12 protein-coding genes are annotated in these 16,039 nt (G+C 63.0%); 4 read left to right on the forward strand and 8 right to left on the reverse strand.

Annotated features, from left to right (window positions below; all coding sequences use genetic code 11):
• Nucleotides 1-97: 97 nt before the first annotated feature.
• The 4 genes from ACN6KF_RS25850 to ACN6KF_RS25865 all read left to right on the forward strand — a co-directional run bounded on the left by ACN6KF_RS25850 (nucleotide 98) and on the right by ACN6KF_RS25865 (nucleotide 5,114).
• Nucleotides 98-1,384, forward strand: a complete 1,287-nt coding sequence (locus ACN6KF_RS25850) for a chloride channel protein (RefSeq protein WP_434959791.1) — start codon at nucleotides 98-100, stop codon at nucleotides 1,382-1,384.
• Between the two features lie 129 nt (nucleotides 1,385-1,513).
• Nucleotides 1,514-1,789, forward strand: a complete 276-nt coding sequence (gene sciP / locus ACN6KF_RS25855; RefSeq protein WP_068297942.1) for a CtrA inhibitor SciP — start codon at nucleotides 1,514-1,516, stop codon at nucleotides 1,787-1,789.
• Nucleotides 1,790-2,301: 512 nt separating this feature from the next.
• On the forward strand, nucleotides 2,302-3,879 hold the full coding sequence (locus ACN6KF_RS25860) for a gamma-glutamyltransferase family protein (RefSeq protein ID WP_434959792.1): 1,578 nt from the start codon (nucleotides 2,302-2,304) through the stop codon (nucleotides 3,877-3,879).
• A 2-nt stretch (nucleotides 3,880-3,881) separates the two neighbouring features.
• Nucleotides 3,882-5,114 (forward strand): amidohydrolase family protein, encoded by a 1,233-nt coding sequence (locus ACN6KF_RS25865; RefSeq protein ID WP_434959793.1) that lies wholly within the window; start codon nucleotides 3,882-3,884, stop codon nucleotides 5,112-5,114.
• Nucleotides 5,115-5,264: 150 nt separating this feature from the next.
• On the opposite strand, the gene ACN6KF_RS25870 is transcribed toward ACN6KF_RS25865, so the two are convergent.
• The 8 genes from ACN6KF_RS25870 to ACN6KF_RS25905 all read right to left on the reverse strand — a co-directional run bounded on the left by ACN6KF_RS25870 (nucleotide 5,265) and on the right by ACN6KF_RS25905 (nucleotide 16,038).
• Entirely contained in the window at nucleotides 5,265-6,911 is a 1,647-nt protein-coding gene (locus ACN6KF_RS25870) for an AMP-binding protein (RefSeq protein ID WP_434959794.1), read from the reverse strand.
• A 134-nt stretch (nucleotides 6,912-7,045) separates the two neighbouring features.
• Complete coding sequence (locus ACN6KF_RS25875) at nucleotides 7,046-8,782, reverse strand: tetratricopeptide repeat protein (protein WP_434959795.1); 1,737 nt, start codon at nucleotides 8,780-8,782, stop codon at nucleotides 7,046-7,048.
• A gap of 191 nt (nucleotides 8,783-8,973) precedes the next feature.
• Nucleotides 8,974-10,404 (reverse strand): gamma-aminobutyraldehyde dehydrogenase, encoded by a 1,431-nt coding sequence (locus ACN6KF_RS25880; RefSeq protein ID WP_434959796.1) that lies wholly within the window; start codon nucleotides 10,402-10,404, stop codon nucleotides 8,974-8,976.
• Nucleotides 10,405-10,543: 139 nt separating this feature from the next.
• On the reverse strand, nucleotides 10,544-11,350 hold the full coding sequence (locus ACN6KF_RS25885; protein WP_434959797.1) for an ABC transporter permease: 807 nt from the start codon (nucleotides 11,348-11,350) through the stop codon (nucleotides 10,544-10,546).
• Nucleotides 11,351-11,379: 29 nt separating this feature from the next.
• Complete coding sequence (locus tag ACN6KF_RS25890; protein ID WP_434959798.1) at nucleotides 11,380-12,324, reverse strand: ABC transporter permease; 945 nt, start codon at nucleotides 12,322-12,324, stop codon at nucleotides 11,380-11,382.
• The gene (locus ACN6KF_RS25895; RefSeq protein ID WP_434959799.1) at nucleotides 12,321-13,355 is read right to left on the reverse strand and encodes an ABC transporter ATP-binding protein; all 1,035 of its coding nucleotides are present in this window, start codon (nucleotides 13,353-13,355) and stop codon (nucleotides 12,321-12,323) included. The genes ACN6KF_RS25890 and ACN6KF_RS25895 overlap by 4 nt, the downstream gene beginning before the upstream one ends.
• Nucleotides 13,356-13,697: 342 nt before the next feature.
• Complete coding sequence (locus ACN6KF_RS25900) at nucleotides 13,698-14,870, reverse strand: ABC transporter substrate-binding protein (protein ID WP_434959800.1); 1,173 nt, start codon at nucleotides 14,868-14,870, stop codon at nucleotides 13,698-13,700.
• Nucleotides 14,871-15,129: 259 nt separating this feature from the next.
• A complete protein-coding gene (locus ACN6KF_RS25905; protein ID WP_434959801.1) occupies nucleotides 15,130-16,038 on the reverse strand; it encodes a LysR substrate-binding domain-containing protein in 909 nt (302 codons plus the stop codon).
• Nucleotide 16,039: the final 1 nt, after the last annotated feature.

The following is a 16,039-nucleotide window of genomic DNA, read 5'->3' on the forward strand; positions in this document are numbered from 1 at the left end:
GCTGACTGGGTGCTCGCAGATCGCGATCAGGCATTCCTCCTTGCCGTCGCAAGGCTTTGGCGGTTTAGAAGGGGAAGCAAAGGACTTTATTCCCCCGATGACCCCTCGCGAATTGCCGATATTACTGCGCCGCCGCACCGCAACGACCATCGGTGCCGTCATTCTCGGCCTAGTCGCCCTCGCCTTCACCTGGACGGCGGACCAGGCCGCGAAACTATTCGAATTGATGGTGGACAAGGCCCCCTACGCACCGCTGCTGGTGACGCCCTTGGGGCTCGCTCTCCTGGCCTGGCTCACACGGCGTTTTGCGCCCGCGGCCCGCGGCTCCGGCATCCCCCAGGTGAGCGCCGGCGCCCGCGATCCCCAGCATGCCGTCGTGGCGGACCTGATTTCCATGAAGGTCGCCGCCTTCAAATTCGTGGCGACGATCGGCGCCATCCTGGTCGGCGCCTCGGTCGGCCGCGAGGGACCGACGGTGCAGATCAGTGCCGCCCTCATGGCTTTCATGCATCGCCTCCTGAAGATCGATCTTTCGCCCGCCGTGATCATCGCCGGTGGGGCGGCGGGGGTCTCAGCCGCCTTCAACACGCCGCTCGCCGGTATCGCCTTCGCCATCGAGGAACTCGCCGCTTCCTATCACCAGCGCCTCGCCTTGCTGGCCATGGCGGCCGTGATGATCTCGGGCCTCGTCAGTCTCGGCATCGCCGGTGACTACATCTATTTCGGCTCCGTGCACGAGGCGCTGCCGCTCGGCGCCGCCCTGCTCATCGCGCCGCTGGCCGGCGTGATCGGCGGTATCACCGGTGGCCTGTTCTCGCGGCTGATTCTGGCCTTCGGCGCCACCGCCCTCTCCCCCATTGCGGCCCTGCGCCGCCGGCCCATCTGGCTTGCCCTGATTTGTGGCCTCCTTGTCGCGATCCTTGGTGTTCTCAGCCAGGGCGCAACCTGGGGCACCGGCTATGAGGTCGCCCGCCGCTTGGTGGAATCCCATGCCGAACCCTTGTGGTTCGGACCGGCCAAATTCTTCTCGAGCCTGATCACCGTGCTGTCGGGCGTGCCGGGCGGCATTTTCGCGCCCTCGCTCGCCACCGGTGCCGGCGTCGGCAATCTGATCGCCCTTGCCTTTCCCGGCCAGCCGCTCGGTGCCATCGTGCTGCTCGGCATGATCGGCTATTTCGTCGGCGTGGTGCGGGCACCGCTCACAGCCGTCATCATCATTTCGGAAATGTCGGACAGCCGCGCCATGGTACTACCGCTGCTGGCCACCGCCATCATCGCCGACGGCATCTCGGCTCTCATCTGCCGGGAAAAGCTCTACCACGCTCTGGCCAAACCCTTTCTGCCGCCAGGCAAACGAATAGATGGCGACGAAGTTAAGGCCTGATTCAGCTTGTTGCCGAATTGTAATGATCGAAGCGAGATCAATGGCTTTTCTCAATTTCCTTCAACAATTTTTAAGCGAGCCCCCCTAGCCTGCAGCTTACATGGTCATTCGAATTGTGTGAGCGTACCCATGACCGAAACTCTTCGCCCTCGGGTGAAATATGTCATTGGCCCCGACGGCAGCCCCCTGACCGTCGCGGACCTGCCGCCGCCTGGTACCCAGCGATGGGTGATCCGGCGCAAGGCAGAAGTGGTTGCCGCCGTACGTGGCGGACTTCTCAGCCTCGAGGAGGCCTGCAACCGCTATGTGCTGACTACCGAGGAATTCCTGTCCTGGCAGGCCTCGATCGACCGCCATGGCCTGGCGGGCCTGCGCACCACGCGCATTCAGCATTACCGGCAATAGATCTGGGATCAGGCCGTCCGGCCTGCTCTTTCCGCTTGCAGCGGATATGACAGTCCAAGAGCAGATTGCGATGACCAAAAGTCGCAACCTGCTCTTTTTTTGTCGGACGGCGAGCCACACATCCACGGCCTATAATAGCCAGTTGGTCTGCGAGATCGGGTTGATGCACCCCACACAAGGGGCCTTGGCGTCATACCAAGTCTCGAAGATGCTGCCCGGTCGGAGCATGACCTTCCTGGAAACGCTGGCGTCCTCGCCCGCTCTTTAAAGCGCTCCGACTGGCGAATCGGAGGAGCAGACGAGGACGCCAGCGACGCCACGAATAGACAACGTCCGGACGCCTTGGGGTTGGCCTGCCCAGCACTGTGAACGCTTCGCTGTCGTCTGCCCATCGCAGGGATTTCCGCTGGGTGCACCGACGTCGGGGCCCGGAAGAATTCGAACGCGCTTACGACGGAAATGGCCCGGAACTTGCTTGACTGGGGGCCTGTTCACCCAATCGCAGCGATTGCATGAAGACCGTCCCACGGCAAAGGCCCAGCGAGAACGCGACGTCGAGCGGAGGCATGGTCGTCGCGCCGCACTGGCTCGCCACAGAGGCCGGAGCAAAGGTCCTCAAGCGGGGGGGCAATGCCATCGAGGCGCTGGTTGCCGCAAGCGCGTCACTCTCGGTCCTCTATCCACATTTTTGTGGTCTCGGCGGAGACGCGGTTTGGCTGGTTGCCGATCGCACGGGTACTGCCACCGTCTTCCTGGGCATTGGCCAGGCAGCGAGGTTCATCCCCGATCTGTCTGTCATCCCGCTTCGCGGGCCGCTTTCGGCCATAACGACGGCATGCCTCGTCGACAGTTGGGGACAAGTCCTCGATCACTCCCACAGCCACTGGCAGGGCCGATTGTCCATCGCCGGCCTGCTCGACGACGCCGTCGCGCTGGCACAAAACGGCTTCGACGTCAGTCCTTCTCAAGAATTCTGGCATCGTTTCCGCGGAAGCGAGGTCACGCAATGGCATGGCTTCCAAGGGGTCTTCTTCCGGAACGGCATACAGCGCCAGCCGACTTTGGCGAGTTCGCTGCGCGCCATAGCCGATCACGGCGTGCGCGAGTTCTACGAAGGCGAGCTCGGTGCGCGCATCGCGTCGGGCCTCCGAACCGCCGGTTCACCCCTGACTGCTGCGGATCTCGCCAGCACCCGCACACTCCGTGAGCAGCCACTGGCGCAAAGCTATCGCGACGTGACCCTTCTTGCGCCGCCGCCGCCGACGCAAGGCGCGACGACGCTCGCCATCATGGCTGTCTTGTCTTCCTTCGATTTGGGCCGGCTCGACCCTGCCTCGGCCGAATTCTACCACCTCCTCGTGGAAGCCGTGAAACAGGCCTTCCTCGATCGCCCGTCGATCGTCGACCCCGCCTTCACAGACGTGAATGTCGCGCAGTTGCTCGATGGGCGCCGACTGGCTGCGAAGGCACGCTCTATCGATCTGGACAGGGCGTTGCCTTGGCCGCACCCCTTCCAGACCGCCGACACGGCCTTCCTGGCAGCGACGGACAGCGCGGGCAGGAGCGTTGCCATGCTGCAGAGCCTCTATTTCGACTGGGGCAGCGGCGTCGTCGCCGGCGACACGGGCATCCTATGGCAGAACCGCGGCGCGGCCTTCAGCCTCGATCCAGCGAGCCCGAACTGCATCAGGGCCGGCAAGCGTCCCTTCTACACGTTGAACCCCGGCATCGGCTTGAAGGACGGGCGCCCCTGCCTGCTTTACGGCACTCAAGGCGCCGACGGACAGCCGCAGACCCTCGCTCTGCTGCTGTCGCTGCTGATCGACCACGGGCTCGATCCGCTTGCGGCCCTATCCCGGCCGCGTTTCCTTCTGGGGCGCACCTTCTCGGACAGTCGCGACAGCCTGAAGATAGAGGCCCATGCCGGAGGTTCGCTCATTGCCGAGCTTGCAGACAAGGGACATCAGGTGGGCCGGATCGAACCCTTCAGCCAACTCGGCGGACATGCCGGCATCATTCGCCTGCGACCTGACGGGACGATCATAGCCGCGCATGATCCGCGCAGCGATGGCGGGGCGATTGGTCTTTGACGATGGACATTCCCCCAGCTGACCTGTTTATCCGCAATGCCCGCCTGCCGACCAGTGAGGAGCCGGTAGACTTGGCGATACGCGACAAGTCGATCGCCGCGATCGGTCGAGAGCTTCGTTGTGAAGCGATTGAAATCGTAGACGCCGAAGGTGCGCTGGCTTGCAGCGGCTTCGTCGACAGCCACATCCATCTGGACAAAGCTTGTATCCTCGATCGCTGCCGCATCTGCGAGGGTACCTTGGCGGAGGCGGTGCGCGAGACGGCAAGAGCCAAGGCGTCCTTCACCGAGGCGGATGTCTATGCACGGGCCGCTCGCGTCGTCGAGCAGGCCATCATACAAGGCACCATGGCGATGCGCAGCTTCGTCGAAGTCGATCCGCGGGCCGGGTTGCGCTCCTTTGAAGCCGTCAAACGCGTTCGCCGGGATTACGCGTTCGCCATCGATATCGAGATCTGCGCTTTCGTGCAGGAAGGGCTCACCAACGAGCCGGAAACGCTAGGTTTGTTGAATGAGGCCCTGGCGGACGGAGCGGATCTGGTGGGTGGTGCTCCCTACACCGATCCCGATCCGGCTGGACAAATCAGCCTGATCTTCGACCTCGCGCAAGCGCACGGCGTCGCTGTCGACTTCCATCTCGATTTCGATCTCGCACCCGAAAAGAGCAATCTGCCCGTCGTCCTGAAGGAAACGATACGACGCGGTTGGCAGGGGCGCGTCTCGCTCGGACACATGACGAGCCTTTCGGCGCGGCCGTCGCATGAAGTTGAAGCGATCGCGACAGGGCTCCGGGAGGCCGGTATTGCAGTGGTGGCCCTGCCAGCCACCGACTTGTTCCTAAATGGCCGCGAGTATGAGCGACTGGTGCCGCGTGGGGTCGCTCCGACCCATATTCTGGCTTTGAGGGGTGTGAATGCCTCGATCGCCACCAACAATATTCTCAACCCCTTCACGCCATTTGGTGATGCCTCACTCCTTCGCATGGCGAACCTCTATGCCAATGTCGTTCAACTTTCGCGCACCGAGCATCTACGGCTCATCTTCGACATGATCGGTCCCCTTGCAGCGCGCGGAATGCGGCGCGCATCCGGCCTATCGGTCGGAGCGGCAGCCGACATCGTACTGATCGACTGCGTGACGCCCGAACAGGCGATACGCGAGAACAGCCGCGTGATACGAGGCTGGAAGCGCGGTCGCCCGACATTCCGTACGACGAGGCCGGAGATCATTCGCTGAGGATAATGATGTCGCCGGGCTGCTAAGTAGGAAGCAGTCGAGTTTCCCCAGCTAGAGCAAAGCGCGTTTGGACGGAAACGCTTGTTTGCTCTAACTCTCTGGTTCGACACGTCTTTGCGATTCCTGGCGATTCCGCCAAATCGCAACGCTCTAGCTCCGCAAATCCTTGCGCAAGATCTTGCCGACATTGGACTTCGGCAAATCATCCCTGAATTCCACGAATTTCGGCACCTTGTAGCCGGTGAGATGCTGCTTGGCATAAGCACGTACGGCCTCGACCGTCAAAGTGGGGTCGCTCCTGACCACGAAGGCCTTGGGCGCCTCGCCGGCCGCGCCATCGGGGACACCGATCACCGCCGCTTCCTTGATTCCCGGCATCTTGGCCAGCACGTCCTCGACCTCGTTGGGGAAGACGTTAAAGCCCGAAACCAGTATCATGTCCTTGCGCCGGTCGACGATACGGAAATAGCCGGAAGCATCCATCACGGCGATGTCGCCGGTGAGGATCCACTCACCGCGCATCACCTTGGCCGTCTCGTCCGGCCGGCGCCAATAGCCGGCCATCACCTGCGGCCCGCGCACGGCCAGTTCGCCTGGCATGCCCAGCGCCACCTCGTTGAAATCATCGTCAACGCATTTGACATCGGTGTCCGGCAAGGGAACGCCGACCGCGCCGTTGTGCCCGGAGCCGAAAGGGTTGAAGCAGACGACCGGTGACGTTTCGGTCAGGCCGTAGCCCTCCCCGACCGGCACGCCGACGCTCTTGTGCCAGCGCTCGGCCACCGCAGCCTGCAGCGCCGTGCCGCCGGCAATGCAGACCCTGAGATGGGGCTTGGGCATGGACGTGAACCAGGCCTCGTTGAGCAGGCCGTTATAGAGTGTGTTGACGCCGGTGATGTAGCTGACCGGATAATTTTCGAAAGCCTTGCGCAAATTGCTCAGGGGACGCGGATTGGGCACCAGCAGCACATGAGCGCCCCGCGCCGTGAAGGTGAGGAAATTCACCGTGAAAGCGAAGATGTGATAGAGCGGCAGCGCCGTCATGATCACGTCGTCCCGCGTGAAGGCACCGCCCCCGAAGGCCAGCACCTGCATGACGTTCATGACCAGGTTGCGATGGGTGAGCATGGCGCCCTTGCTCACGCCGGTGGTGCCGCCCGTATATTGCAGGCAGGCAGTCGCCGAAGAGTCCATGCCGGCGGTGATGTCGGCAACCTTTAGGCCGCGTGCGAGCTTGGCCTGGCCAAGCGCCAGGGCCTGCTTGAGGCGGACATGCGGGAAGGTCGCGGCCGGGATCTCCTTGCGCACATGTTTTTGCACCAGGCCGATCACGGTGCGCGGCAAGACCGGGAAAAATTCGGCCGCGCTGATCATGACCACATGCGGCACCTTCACCGTCGCGAGGGTCTTGGCCGTGCGGTCGGCGAACATGTCGATCACCACCAGCACGGAAATGCCACCATCGGCGAAGACCGCACCGGCCTCCTCGGCCAGGTAGAGAGGGTTTACATTGACCAGCACGCAGCCTGCCTTGAACACGCCGAAAGCGACCACAGGATAGGCGAGCCCGTTGGGGGCCTGGATGGCCACGCGCGAGCCGGGCGGCAGTTTCAGCTCGCCATGCAGATAGGCGGCGAACTGATCCGACAATCGATCGGCCTCGCTATAGCTGAGCGAACCGTGCATACCGTTGGGCATGACGCAGCTGTAGGCCGTCTTGCGCGGGGTTTCGCGTGCGCTCTGGACGATCATGTCCCCCAGCAATCTGTAGGGCACCTCCCCGACATGCGGTTTCATGTCTCCGTCATAAGCTGCCAACCATGGCCTTTGCGCAGACGAAACCGCCGTCATGATTCCTCCCAACCCGTTTATGGTTGGCGATATCATGACGGAATTGTCGCGGTGGGCAAGTTGTACGACGGCAACGCACATTAATTTGGCGGGACGAAGTAGAATTCCGTGGTCAGGCCCGACAGACGTTCGGGACGCTGCTTGTCTCCCGTCGCTGCCTTCACATCGGCCGTCACTCTTTTCATCAGCGTCTCGACCTCGACGCCCGGCGCACCGACATTGGCAAGGAAGGCCTGCGTAAAGGGGCTGTTTCGCCCAGTGCCGTCGGCGGCCACGTCATTGGGCTGGGTGGCGAACACCACGAGCGTATCGGGCGAATCGACGGTGAGGCGGGCAAGGCCGCGCGTCTCGGCATAGGCACGATTCTGCGCCTTGAGCTGGGCCTTGAGGGCGTCGGCGAACGGATTGTTGCGGCAGCCATCCAGGAAGACCAGCGTGGTCTTGGCCTGCGAATCCACGGTGTGCAGCAGACGCTGCAACGACACGTTGAACTGCTGGACGTCGAACAGGCTGCGCACCCTGGTATCGACGGGCAGCAGCCAATTCTCGCCATCCACCTGCATGGCATGGCCAGAATAATAGAAGACGGCGACATCGGCGCCCTGCGCCTTGGCGACGAACCGGTTCACCGTGTCGGAAAAGCCCGACAGGGTGAGATCATAGCCCGTCACCACGTCGAAGCCGAGCTGCTGCAAGCGGGCACTGACATCGGCGGCATCATTGTGGGGATTGGCAAGAGCCGCCTGCGGATAGGCGCCGTTGCCGATCACCAAAGCGACGCGGCGCTGTGCCTTGATGGCGGCGAGCGCGCCGGCCGCAGGTGCCGCAATGGTGCCCGGTGAGGGAACAGACGCCGCAGCACCGGCCTTTTCGACGTCGGCCAACAGGTCGCGCGTATTCAGGAAATCAGATTTCTGGGCAAGAATGTTGCGGAAATCCGCCGCGGCCAGATCGAGCTTGCCCAACTCCTTATAGGCCTGCCCCCTGCTATAGCGCGCGTTCAGATAGGACGGATCGAGCTCCAGCGCCTTGGTGAAATCGGCGACCGAGCGCTCATAATCCTTCTTCATGCCATAGGCGCCGGCCCGCCCGCTCAAGGCAAGGATGGTCTCCGGCTTGAGGGCCAGGGCCCTGTCGTAGTCGGCAATCGCTTCGTCGAAACGCTTGCCGATCATATAGTTGTTGCCGCGATTGACGAGCGCATTGACATAGCTCGGATTGAGCTTGAGCGCCTGGGAGAGATCCGAGATCGCCCTATCGGTCTGCTTGAGTTCGGCATAGACGTTCGCGCGGCCGCTATAGGCGTTGAAGAATTTCGGATTGATGCGGATCGCCTCGCTATAGCTCTTGATCGCCTCCTCGTAGCGGCCCTGGTTGAAATAGACATTGCCGCGGCCGTGTTGGGGATTGGCATCGCGCGGATCGAGCTTGACGGCCTGCCCGAAATCCTTGAGGGCGAGATCGTTTTCGCCGCGCCAGAAATGGACGTTGCCGCGACCGACATAGGCGGTCTCGTTCCCGGCATCGAGGCGCAGCGCCTCGTTCAGATCGGCCAGCGCCTCATCATAACGCTGCAGGCTGACATAGGCGTTGCCACGATTGGAAAAGGCATAGGTGCGAAACTGCTTGAGCTTTCCCTCGGGCAAATCGAGGAATTGGGTGCAGGCCTTGACGCTAGCGGCTGGATCCTTCCCGATAGCCCGGCAGACCTGCCAGATCGGCTCGACAGCGGCCGCGTTGGCCTTGGTCATTGCCGGCGCCGCCAGCAGAGCGCAGACCAACAGCGCGGCCGAGGCAAGCTTCTTCGCAAGCTTCATGGCAATCACCTCGTTCATGAAATGACATGATGAAATCAATGGCTTGCGCGGGCTGTTCCACGCACAACACCAGACCATGCCCGAACTCGGCATTGCTGTCCAAAACGAAAGGATGGGCCTTGGCGGAATGCAAGACCCATCCTTGCTTTGCTTGCGAAACGGTCTCGCGCCCGACGGTCTCGCGTCCGGAATCAGCCCATCTTGACCATGACGTGGCGTGCCACAGTGTAGTCCTCCAGGGCATACATCGACAGGTCCTTGCCATAGCCGGAGGACTTGACGCCGCCATGCGGCATCTCGCTCACCAGCATGAAGTGGCAGTTCACCCAGGTGCAGCCATATTGCAGGCGCGAGGCCATCTGCATGCCCCTGGAAAGGTCGCGCGTCCAGACCGAGGACGCCAGGCCGTAGTCGGAATCATTGGCCCAGCCCAGGGCTTCCTCGACATCGTCGAAGCGTGTCACCGAGACCACCGGCCCGAACACCTCGCGACGTACGATCTCGTCGCTCTGCAGGGCCCCGGCGACCACGGTGGGTTCGTAGAAGAAGCCCTTGCCGGCCGCTTGATGGCCGCCGGTGGCGATCTCGATATGCTTGTGCTCGGTAGCCCGCTCGACGAAGGAGGCGACGCGCGAACGCTGGCGCGCGGAAATCAGCGGGCCGATGTCGTTCTCATCGTCATTGGCCTGGTTGTATTTGAGGCTCTTCACCGCGCCGGCAAGATCAGCGACCAGATTGTCGTAGATCTTGCTGCCGGCATAGATGCGGCAGGCGGCGGTGCAGTCCTGGCCGGCGTTGTAGTAGCCGAACAGCTTGACGCCCTCGACCACGGCCTCGAGATCGGCATCGTCGAACACGATCACCGGCGCCTTGCCGCCGAGTTCGAGATGGGTACGCTTGACCGTCTTGGCGGCGGCCTGCAGAACCTTCTTGCCTGTGGCGATGTCGCCGGTCAGCGAAACCATCGAGACCTTGGGATGATGGATCAGGGCATTGCCGACACTCTCGCCGCGTCCAACCACCACATTCACCACGCCTTCCGGGAAGATCTCGGCAATGCTGGCCGCGAGCTTGAGCAGCGTCAACGGCGTCTGCTCGGAGGGCTTGATCACGATGGTATTGCCGCCCGCCAGCGCCGGCGCCAGCTTCCAGGCCGCCATCATCAGGGGATAGTTCCAGGGCGCGATCGAGCCGACCACGCCGACGGCATCGCGCCGGATCATCGAGGTGTGTCCAGCCAGATATTCGCCGGCCACCAGCCCGTGCATGTTGCGCACGGCGCCGGCGAAGAAGCGGAAGCAATCGACGACGCCGGGTATCTCGTCCTGCAGCACGCGGATGCGCGGCTTGCCGCAATTGAGCGCCTCGAGCGTGGCATAGGCCTCCGCATCCTTCTCGATCGCATCGGCAAGCTTGAGCAGGAGAGCCGACCGCTCGGCCGGCGTGGTGCGCGACCAGCCGGCGAAGGCCGTGGCCGCCGCCTCCACCGCCTCGTCGACCTGCTCGACGGAGGCCTCGGGAAGATCGATCAGCGTCTCCTCCGTCTTGGGATTGAGTACTTTCTCCGGTGCCTCGGTGCCGGGCACGAATTTCGACCCGATCAGCATTTTGGTGTCGAGCATGGCAATCTCCTTGGGTCAGGGCGGATGTGAAGGCAGGGCTGAGGGCGGCATGCACCATGCCTTACCCTCCTACGGGAAGTGATCCTGATGGGGTGCATGGCTGCCGCGGCGCCCCATCGCTTGCAATCGGGGCCTGTACCTATTTCCCCGAACCAGCAACGTTCTCGCCCTCGCGGGTCAGGTAATAGGCCGCGAGAATGGGTATGGCGGTGACCAGGATGACGATGACGGCGACGACATTGGTGACCGGTCGCTGGCGCGGCCGGATCAATTGCTCGAACATCCAGATCGGCAGGGTCTGCTGCTGGCCGGAGGTGAAGGTGGTGACGATCACTTCGTCAAAGGACAGAGCGAAGGCGAGCATGCCGCCCGCCAGCAAGGCGGTGCCGATCGAGGGCAGCACCACATGGCGGAAGGTCTGGAAACCGTCGGCTCCCAGATCCATGGACGCCTCCATCAGCGAGGGCGACAGCCGGCGGAAACGGGCGACCGCATTGTTGTAGACAACCACGATACAGAAGGTGGCGTGGCCGAGCACGATGGTCCAATAGGAAAAAGGAATGCCACCTTCGTGAAAGGCCGTGCGCAGGGCCATGCCGGTGATGATGCCCGGCAAGGCGATCGGCAGGATCAGCAGCAGGGAGATCGACTCCCGGCCGAAGAAGCGGGTGCGCGAGAGCGCCGCCGCCGCCAGCGTGCCGAGAATGATCGCCAGCAGGGTGGAAAGCAGCCCAACCCGGACGGAGAGCGACAACGCCGCCCAGACATCCGGGCGCTCCCAGGCCACACCGAACCATTTCAGCGTCAGGCCCGGCGGGGGAAACTGATAGCTGTTTTCTTCCGTGGTGAAGGCATAGAGGATGATGAAGACCAGCGGGACGATGAGGAAGGCGAGCGAAGCGCCGGCGGCAACGCGCAGGCCGAAGGAAGCACGATTCTCAGTCATGGCAGCCTGCCTCGCGGACTTGTCGGAGATCACAGCGCATCGAAGGCTCCCAATCGCTTGGCGACGGTCAGGAACACCGCCATGATCACCACCGGGACTACGGAAAAAGCTGCGGCGAGCGGAATGTTGCCGGCCGTGCCCTGCTGGACATAGACGACCTGCCCAAGGATGAGCGATGAGGGCCCGACGATCTGCGGCACGATGTAATCGCCCAGCGTCAGGGAGAAGGTGAAGATCGCGCCCGCCACCAAGCCCGGAAAGGCCAGCGGCCAGATCACCTTGCGGAATGTCTGCCCCGGGCTGGCACCGAGATCACCGGAGGCCTCGATCAGCGTGGCTGGCACCCGCTCCAGCGCCGCCTGCAGCGGCAGGATCATGAAAGGCGTCCACAGATAGAGGAACACCAGGATCATGCCTGTATAGCTTACCGACAGGGAGGGGCCGCCGACCACGGGCAGTGCCAGCCAGGCTTCGAGCAAACGGCCGAGGCCGATCCCGTTCATGGCCCAGCCGACGATGCCTTCCTTGGCGAGCAGCAATTTCCAGGCATAGACCTTGACGAGATAGCTCGACCACAGCGGCATCATCACCGCCAGATAGAAGGCGGCCTTCATCCGCCCCCTGGCGTAGCGGGCAGCATAATAGGCGATCGGAAAGGCAATTATCGCCGACAGCACCGTCACCACCGCCGAGACGGAAAGCGTGCGCATGATGATGCTGAAATTGGCTGGCGAGAACAGCTGGCCATAGGTGCTCAGGGTCGGCTCGCGCACCACCACGCCGGAGAAATCGTCGATGGAATAGAAGCTCTCCATCAAGAGCATGAAGAGCGAGCCGAGATAGACGACGCCGAGCCACAGCAGGGGTGGCACCAGCAACAGCATGAGATAGAGCCCGCGCCGCCTGACCAGCAGGTCGGAAAAACGTCGCAACAGTCCGTCGGCAGGGGCCGCGATGGTGACTGGCGTACTCATGCGCCCTCCATCACATGCAGGGCTTGAGCGGAGAAATTCAGCCGCACGGTCGCTCCTTGGGCCGGCATCCCGGCCGTCGCTGAAGCCGGAATGGCTGCGATCAGCCGGCCACCGGTCTCGGCCGCCAGTTCCACGCGGTTGACGGCACCATGATAGAGGATCTGGGTGATCGTGCCGGTGATGGTGATGGTGTCGGCCGCTGGACTTGTCCCGTCGACAAGCAGACCGATCTTCTCCGGCCTCAGGCTGGAGGGCTTGTCGATACCGAGCCAGGCCTTGGTTTGCGCCGGTTCGATCACATTGGAGCTGCCGACGAAATCGGCGACGAAGCGGTTGCTCGGCCGCTCATAGATTTCCTGCGGGCTGCCGACCTGGGCGATGCGGCCATCGTTGAAGACGGCAACCCGGTCGGCCATGGACAGCGCCTCGCTTTGGTCATGGGTAACGAACACGAAGCTGAGGCCGAGCGAACGCTGCAGCGATTTGAGCTCGCTTTGCATCTCCTCGCGCAGCTTGAGGTCGAGCGCGCCGAGCGGCTCGTCGAGCAACAGCACCTTCGGACGAACCACCAGCGCGCGAGCCAGCGCGACGCGCTGACGCTGGCCGCCCGATAGCTGTCCAGGCTTGCGATCCTCCTTGCCGGCGAGCTTGACCATGGCGAGGGCCTCGCGCCCCTGTCGATAGCGCTCCTGCCTGCCGATGCCGCGGATCATCAGGCCGTAACAGACATTGTCGAGAATGTTGAGATGGGGAAACAGGGCATAGTCCTGGAAGACGGTGTTCACCGGCCGGCGATAGGCCGGCATGCCTTCCACATGCTCGCCGAAGATCTCGATATGGCCGGCCGTAGGCTGTTCGAAACCGGCGATCAGTCTCAGACACGTCGTCTTTCCGGACCCCGAAGGGCCGAGCATGGCGAAGAACTCACCCGGCGCAATGTCGAGATTGACACCGTCGACGGCCTTGACGGCGCCGAAATGACGCTCGACGCCTCGGAAGGAAACGGCGGGTATGGTGCTTGGCTCAGCCATGGGGCGTCCCGATGCTTGCAAAGTGGGTTCTTGCAAAGTGGATCCTGGATGCGTCGCAGAATATGACGAGCACCCCAGCCGTACCGAAAAGGGCACGACTATCCTTCCCCGGTTTCGGGGAAGATGGCGCCGCGCAGCGGCGGCGGAAGGGGTAGGGTAGAGTCGCGTCGGACGGACGACAGAGCGGCGAAGTCGCGCCACCCGCCTCCATCCGGCCCGGCCCCAGCGTACACAAGTTGTGCGTGCGACTTCCCCGAAACCGGGGAAGGATTTCCGCGCTCTGTCTTGAAAGCGCCGGATGCGCGCGCCCTAGCCGATGGAGCGGATAAAACCCGCCACCCCTTATTGTCCACCAATGATGGCGATGTAGTCGCTGGCCCAGCGATGATAAGGCACGCAGGTCCCCTGGCTTTCGCATTTGGAGACCGGCGTCTTCCAGAAGCTGATCTTTTCGAAATTCTCGAAGCCATTGGCCTTGCAGCCATTCTCACCGAGCAGCGTGCTGGCCTTGCAACCCGCGGGCACCGCCGGAAGCGAACCGAACCAGGCGGCGACGTCACCCTGCACCTTGGGCTCGAGCGAATGCTCCAGCCACATATAGGCGCAGTTGGGGTGGGCGGCGTTGGCCGCCAGCATGGTGGTATCGGCCCAGCCCGTCGCTCCTTCCTCGGGGAAAACGGAGGCGATCGGCTTCTTGTCCGCCTGCAGCAGGTTGACCATGAAGGGCCAGGACGAGGAGGCGACCACGCCCTCGTTCTTGAAGTCGTCGGACTGCACATTGGCATCGTGCCAGTAGCGCTGCACCAGGGGGTGCTGCTGGCGCAGCAAATCGAGGACCGCCTTGTATTGCTCCTCGTTCAGCTCATAGGGATCCTTGATGCCGAGTTCGGGCTTCTTGGCCTTGAGATAGAGCGCGGCATCGGCGATGTAGATCGGCCCGTCATAAGCCTGGATACGGCCCTTGTTGGGCTTGCCGTCCGGGAAATTCTGCGGCTCGAACACCACGCTCCAGCTCTTGGGCGCTTCCTTGAACACCTCGGTGTTGTACATCAGCACATTGGGGCCCCACTGATAGGGAACGCCATAATGCTGGCCCTCGACGGTGAACCAGGGCGCATTCTGAAGGCGTTCGTCGACCGTCTTCCAGCTGGGAACGAGTGAGGTGTCGACGGGCTGTACCTTCTTGCCGGCAACCAGGCGCAGAGAAGCATCACCGGAGGCCGTGACGAGGTCGTAGCCGCCCTGGTTCATCAGCGTGACCATCTCGTCCGAGGTGCCGGCAACCTTCACCTTGACCTTGCAGCTGGTCTTCTTTTCGAACTCGGTGACCCAGTCATAACTCTTGTCGGTTTCGCCGCGCTCGATATAGCCGGCCCAGGCGACGATATTGACCTCGCCCTCCCCCTTGCCGACTTCGGCAGCGAAGGCTGGCAGCGCCAGAGCCGCCACGCCAGCCAGCGCCAGAAACGATCGAGACTTGAGCCATCGAGACTTTTTCACGCCAGATTTGGACATGCTGATCGTTCCTCCGGTTGCCGTTTGGATGTAGGACGCGTTGTTGATTGCGGCGAGCATGCCTTGGAAAAGCCACACACGCCACACCATTCGGGAGATCGGTGATATCGGAAAAATCGATACCAGCACCAAGGGATCGTTTCGCTATATCCCATGGTGGTCGGACGCTTTGCGTCGCTGTGGAGGCGGCTGAAATTCACGCGTGGGTGATGGCGGACCATTGCTTTAAGCCATTGCTGCCGCGTCTTTTTCTAAGAAATCAGCGCCCGCGTCCGGCCCGATAGGTACGCGCCACGGCGACGAATTGCGTGGCGATGGCGTCCAGCGGCGAACCGCGCCGCCAGCCGATCACCACTTCTACCGGCAAAAGCGCCTCGGCGAGGTCGCGCGCCTCGATCTTGTCGCCTTCGAGCGACCAGGGCCGATAGGTAAGATCGGGCAGGATGGCGACCCCCGCCCCCGTCGCCACCAGGCTGCGGGCGGCCTCCACCGAACGGGTGCGGATCGCCACCGGCGGCCGCACGCCGGCCCGCCGCCAGGCATATTCGGCCGCCTCCGCGATCTCGTCCAACATCAGCAGCACGAAGGGCTCCTCGGCGAGATCGGCGATGCCGATGCTCTCGGCCTCGGCCAGGCGATGGCCGATCGGCAGCCAGAGGCGATAGGGCGAAGCCTCCATCGTCTCGACATGCAGAGCCGCCGAACTGCGTTCGGTGCCCGCTACCATCACCGCGACGTCGAGTTCCCCACCGACCAGCAGATGATCGAGATAATCACGCCCATCCTCGATGATCTCGACGGCGACATGCGGGAATGCCCTGCGGAAACGGGCGAGCAGGTCAGGCAGCACATAAGCGGCGACCAAAGGCGTCACCCCGACGGCGAGGCGCCCCTCGATCGGCGCCGTGTCCGAGCGCAGGGCGCGGCGAGCATCGGCGATCTCGGAGAGGATCTTGCGGGCATGGCGCAGGAACTGGTGCCCCTTCAGCGTGAGCTCGACGCCATGCGCACGCCTGTCGAACAGCGAAAAACCGAGATCGCCCTCCAGCTCCCGAATGGCCTCCGTCACCGTCGATTGCGAGATGGAGAGCTCGTGCGAGGCGCGGGACACCGCCCCGTTCTCGGCCACCGCCACGAAATATTGGATTTGCCGGAAGGAGAATGCCATG

Source organism: Labrys methylaminiphilus subsp. lupini, assembly GCF_051161885.1.
Lineage (GTDB): Bacteria > Pseudomonadota > Alphaproteobacteria > Rhizobiales > Labraceae > Labrys.

Excerpts from the sequence above, each read along its gene's own strand:
- ACN6KF_RS25905 (WP_434959801.1), bottom strand. The coding sequence starts at position 16,038 with ATGGCATTCTCCTTCCGGCAAATCCAATATTTCGTGGCGGTGGCCGAG.
- ACN6KF_RS25900 (WP_434959800.1), bottom strand. The coding sequence starts at position 14,870 with ATGTCCAAATCTGGCGTGAAAAAGTCTCGATGGCTCAAGTCTCGATCG.
- ACN6KF_RS25895 (WP_434959799.1), bottom strand. The coding sequence starts at position 13,355 with ATGGCTGAGCCAAGCACCATACCCGCCGTTTCCTTCCGAGGCGTCGAG.
- ACN6KF_RS25865 (WP_434959793.1), top strand. The coding sequence starts at position 3,882 with ATGGACATTCCCCCAGCTGACCTGTTTATCCGCAATGCCCGCCTGCCG.
- ACN6KF_RS25850 (WP_434959791.1), top strand. The coding sequence starts at position 98 with ATGACCCCTCGCGAATTGCCGATATTACTGCGCCGCCGCACCGCAACG.
- sciP (WP_068297942.1), top strand. The coding sequence starts at position 1,514 with ATGACCGAAACTCTTCGCCCTCGGGTGAAATATGTCATTGGCCCCGAC.
- ACN6KF_RS25875 (WP_434959795.1), bottom strand. The coding sequence starts at position 8,782 with ATGAAGCTTGCGAAGAAGCTTGCCTCGGCCGCGCTGTTGGTCTGCGCT.
- ACN6KF_RS25860 (WP_434959792.1), top strand. The coding sequence starts at position 2,302 with ATGAAGACCGTCCCACGGCAAAGGCCCAGCGAGAACGCGACGTCGAGC.
- ACN6KF_RS25870 (WP_434959794.1), bottom strand. The coding sequence starts at position 6,911 with ATGAAACCGCATGTCGGGGAGGTGCCCTACAGATTGCTGGGGGACATG.
- ACN6KF_RS25885 (WP_434959797.1), bottom strand. The coding sequence starts at position 11,350 with ATGACTGAGAATCGTGCTTCCTTCGGCCTGCGCGTTGCCGCCGGCGCT.
- ACN6KF_RS25890 (WP_434959798.1), bottom strand. The coding sequence starts at position 12,324 with ATGAGTACGCCAGTCACCATCGCGGCCCCTGCCGACGGACTGTTGCGA.
- ACN6KF_RS25880 (WP_434959796.1), bottom strand. The coding sequence starts at position 10,404 with ATGCTCGACACCAAAATGCTGATCGGGTCGAAATTCGTGCCCGGCACC.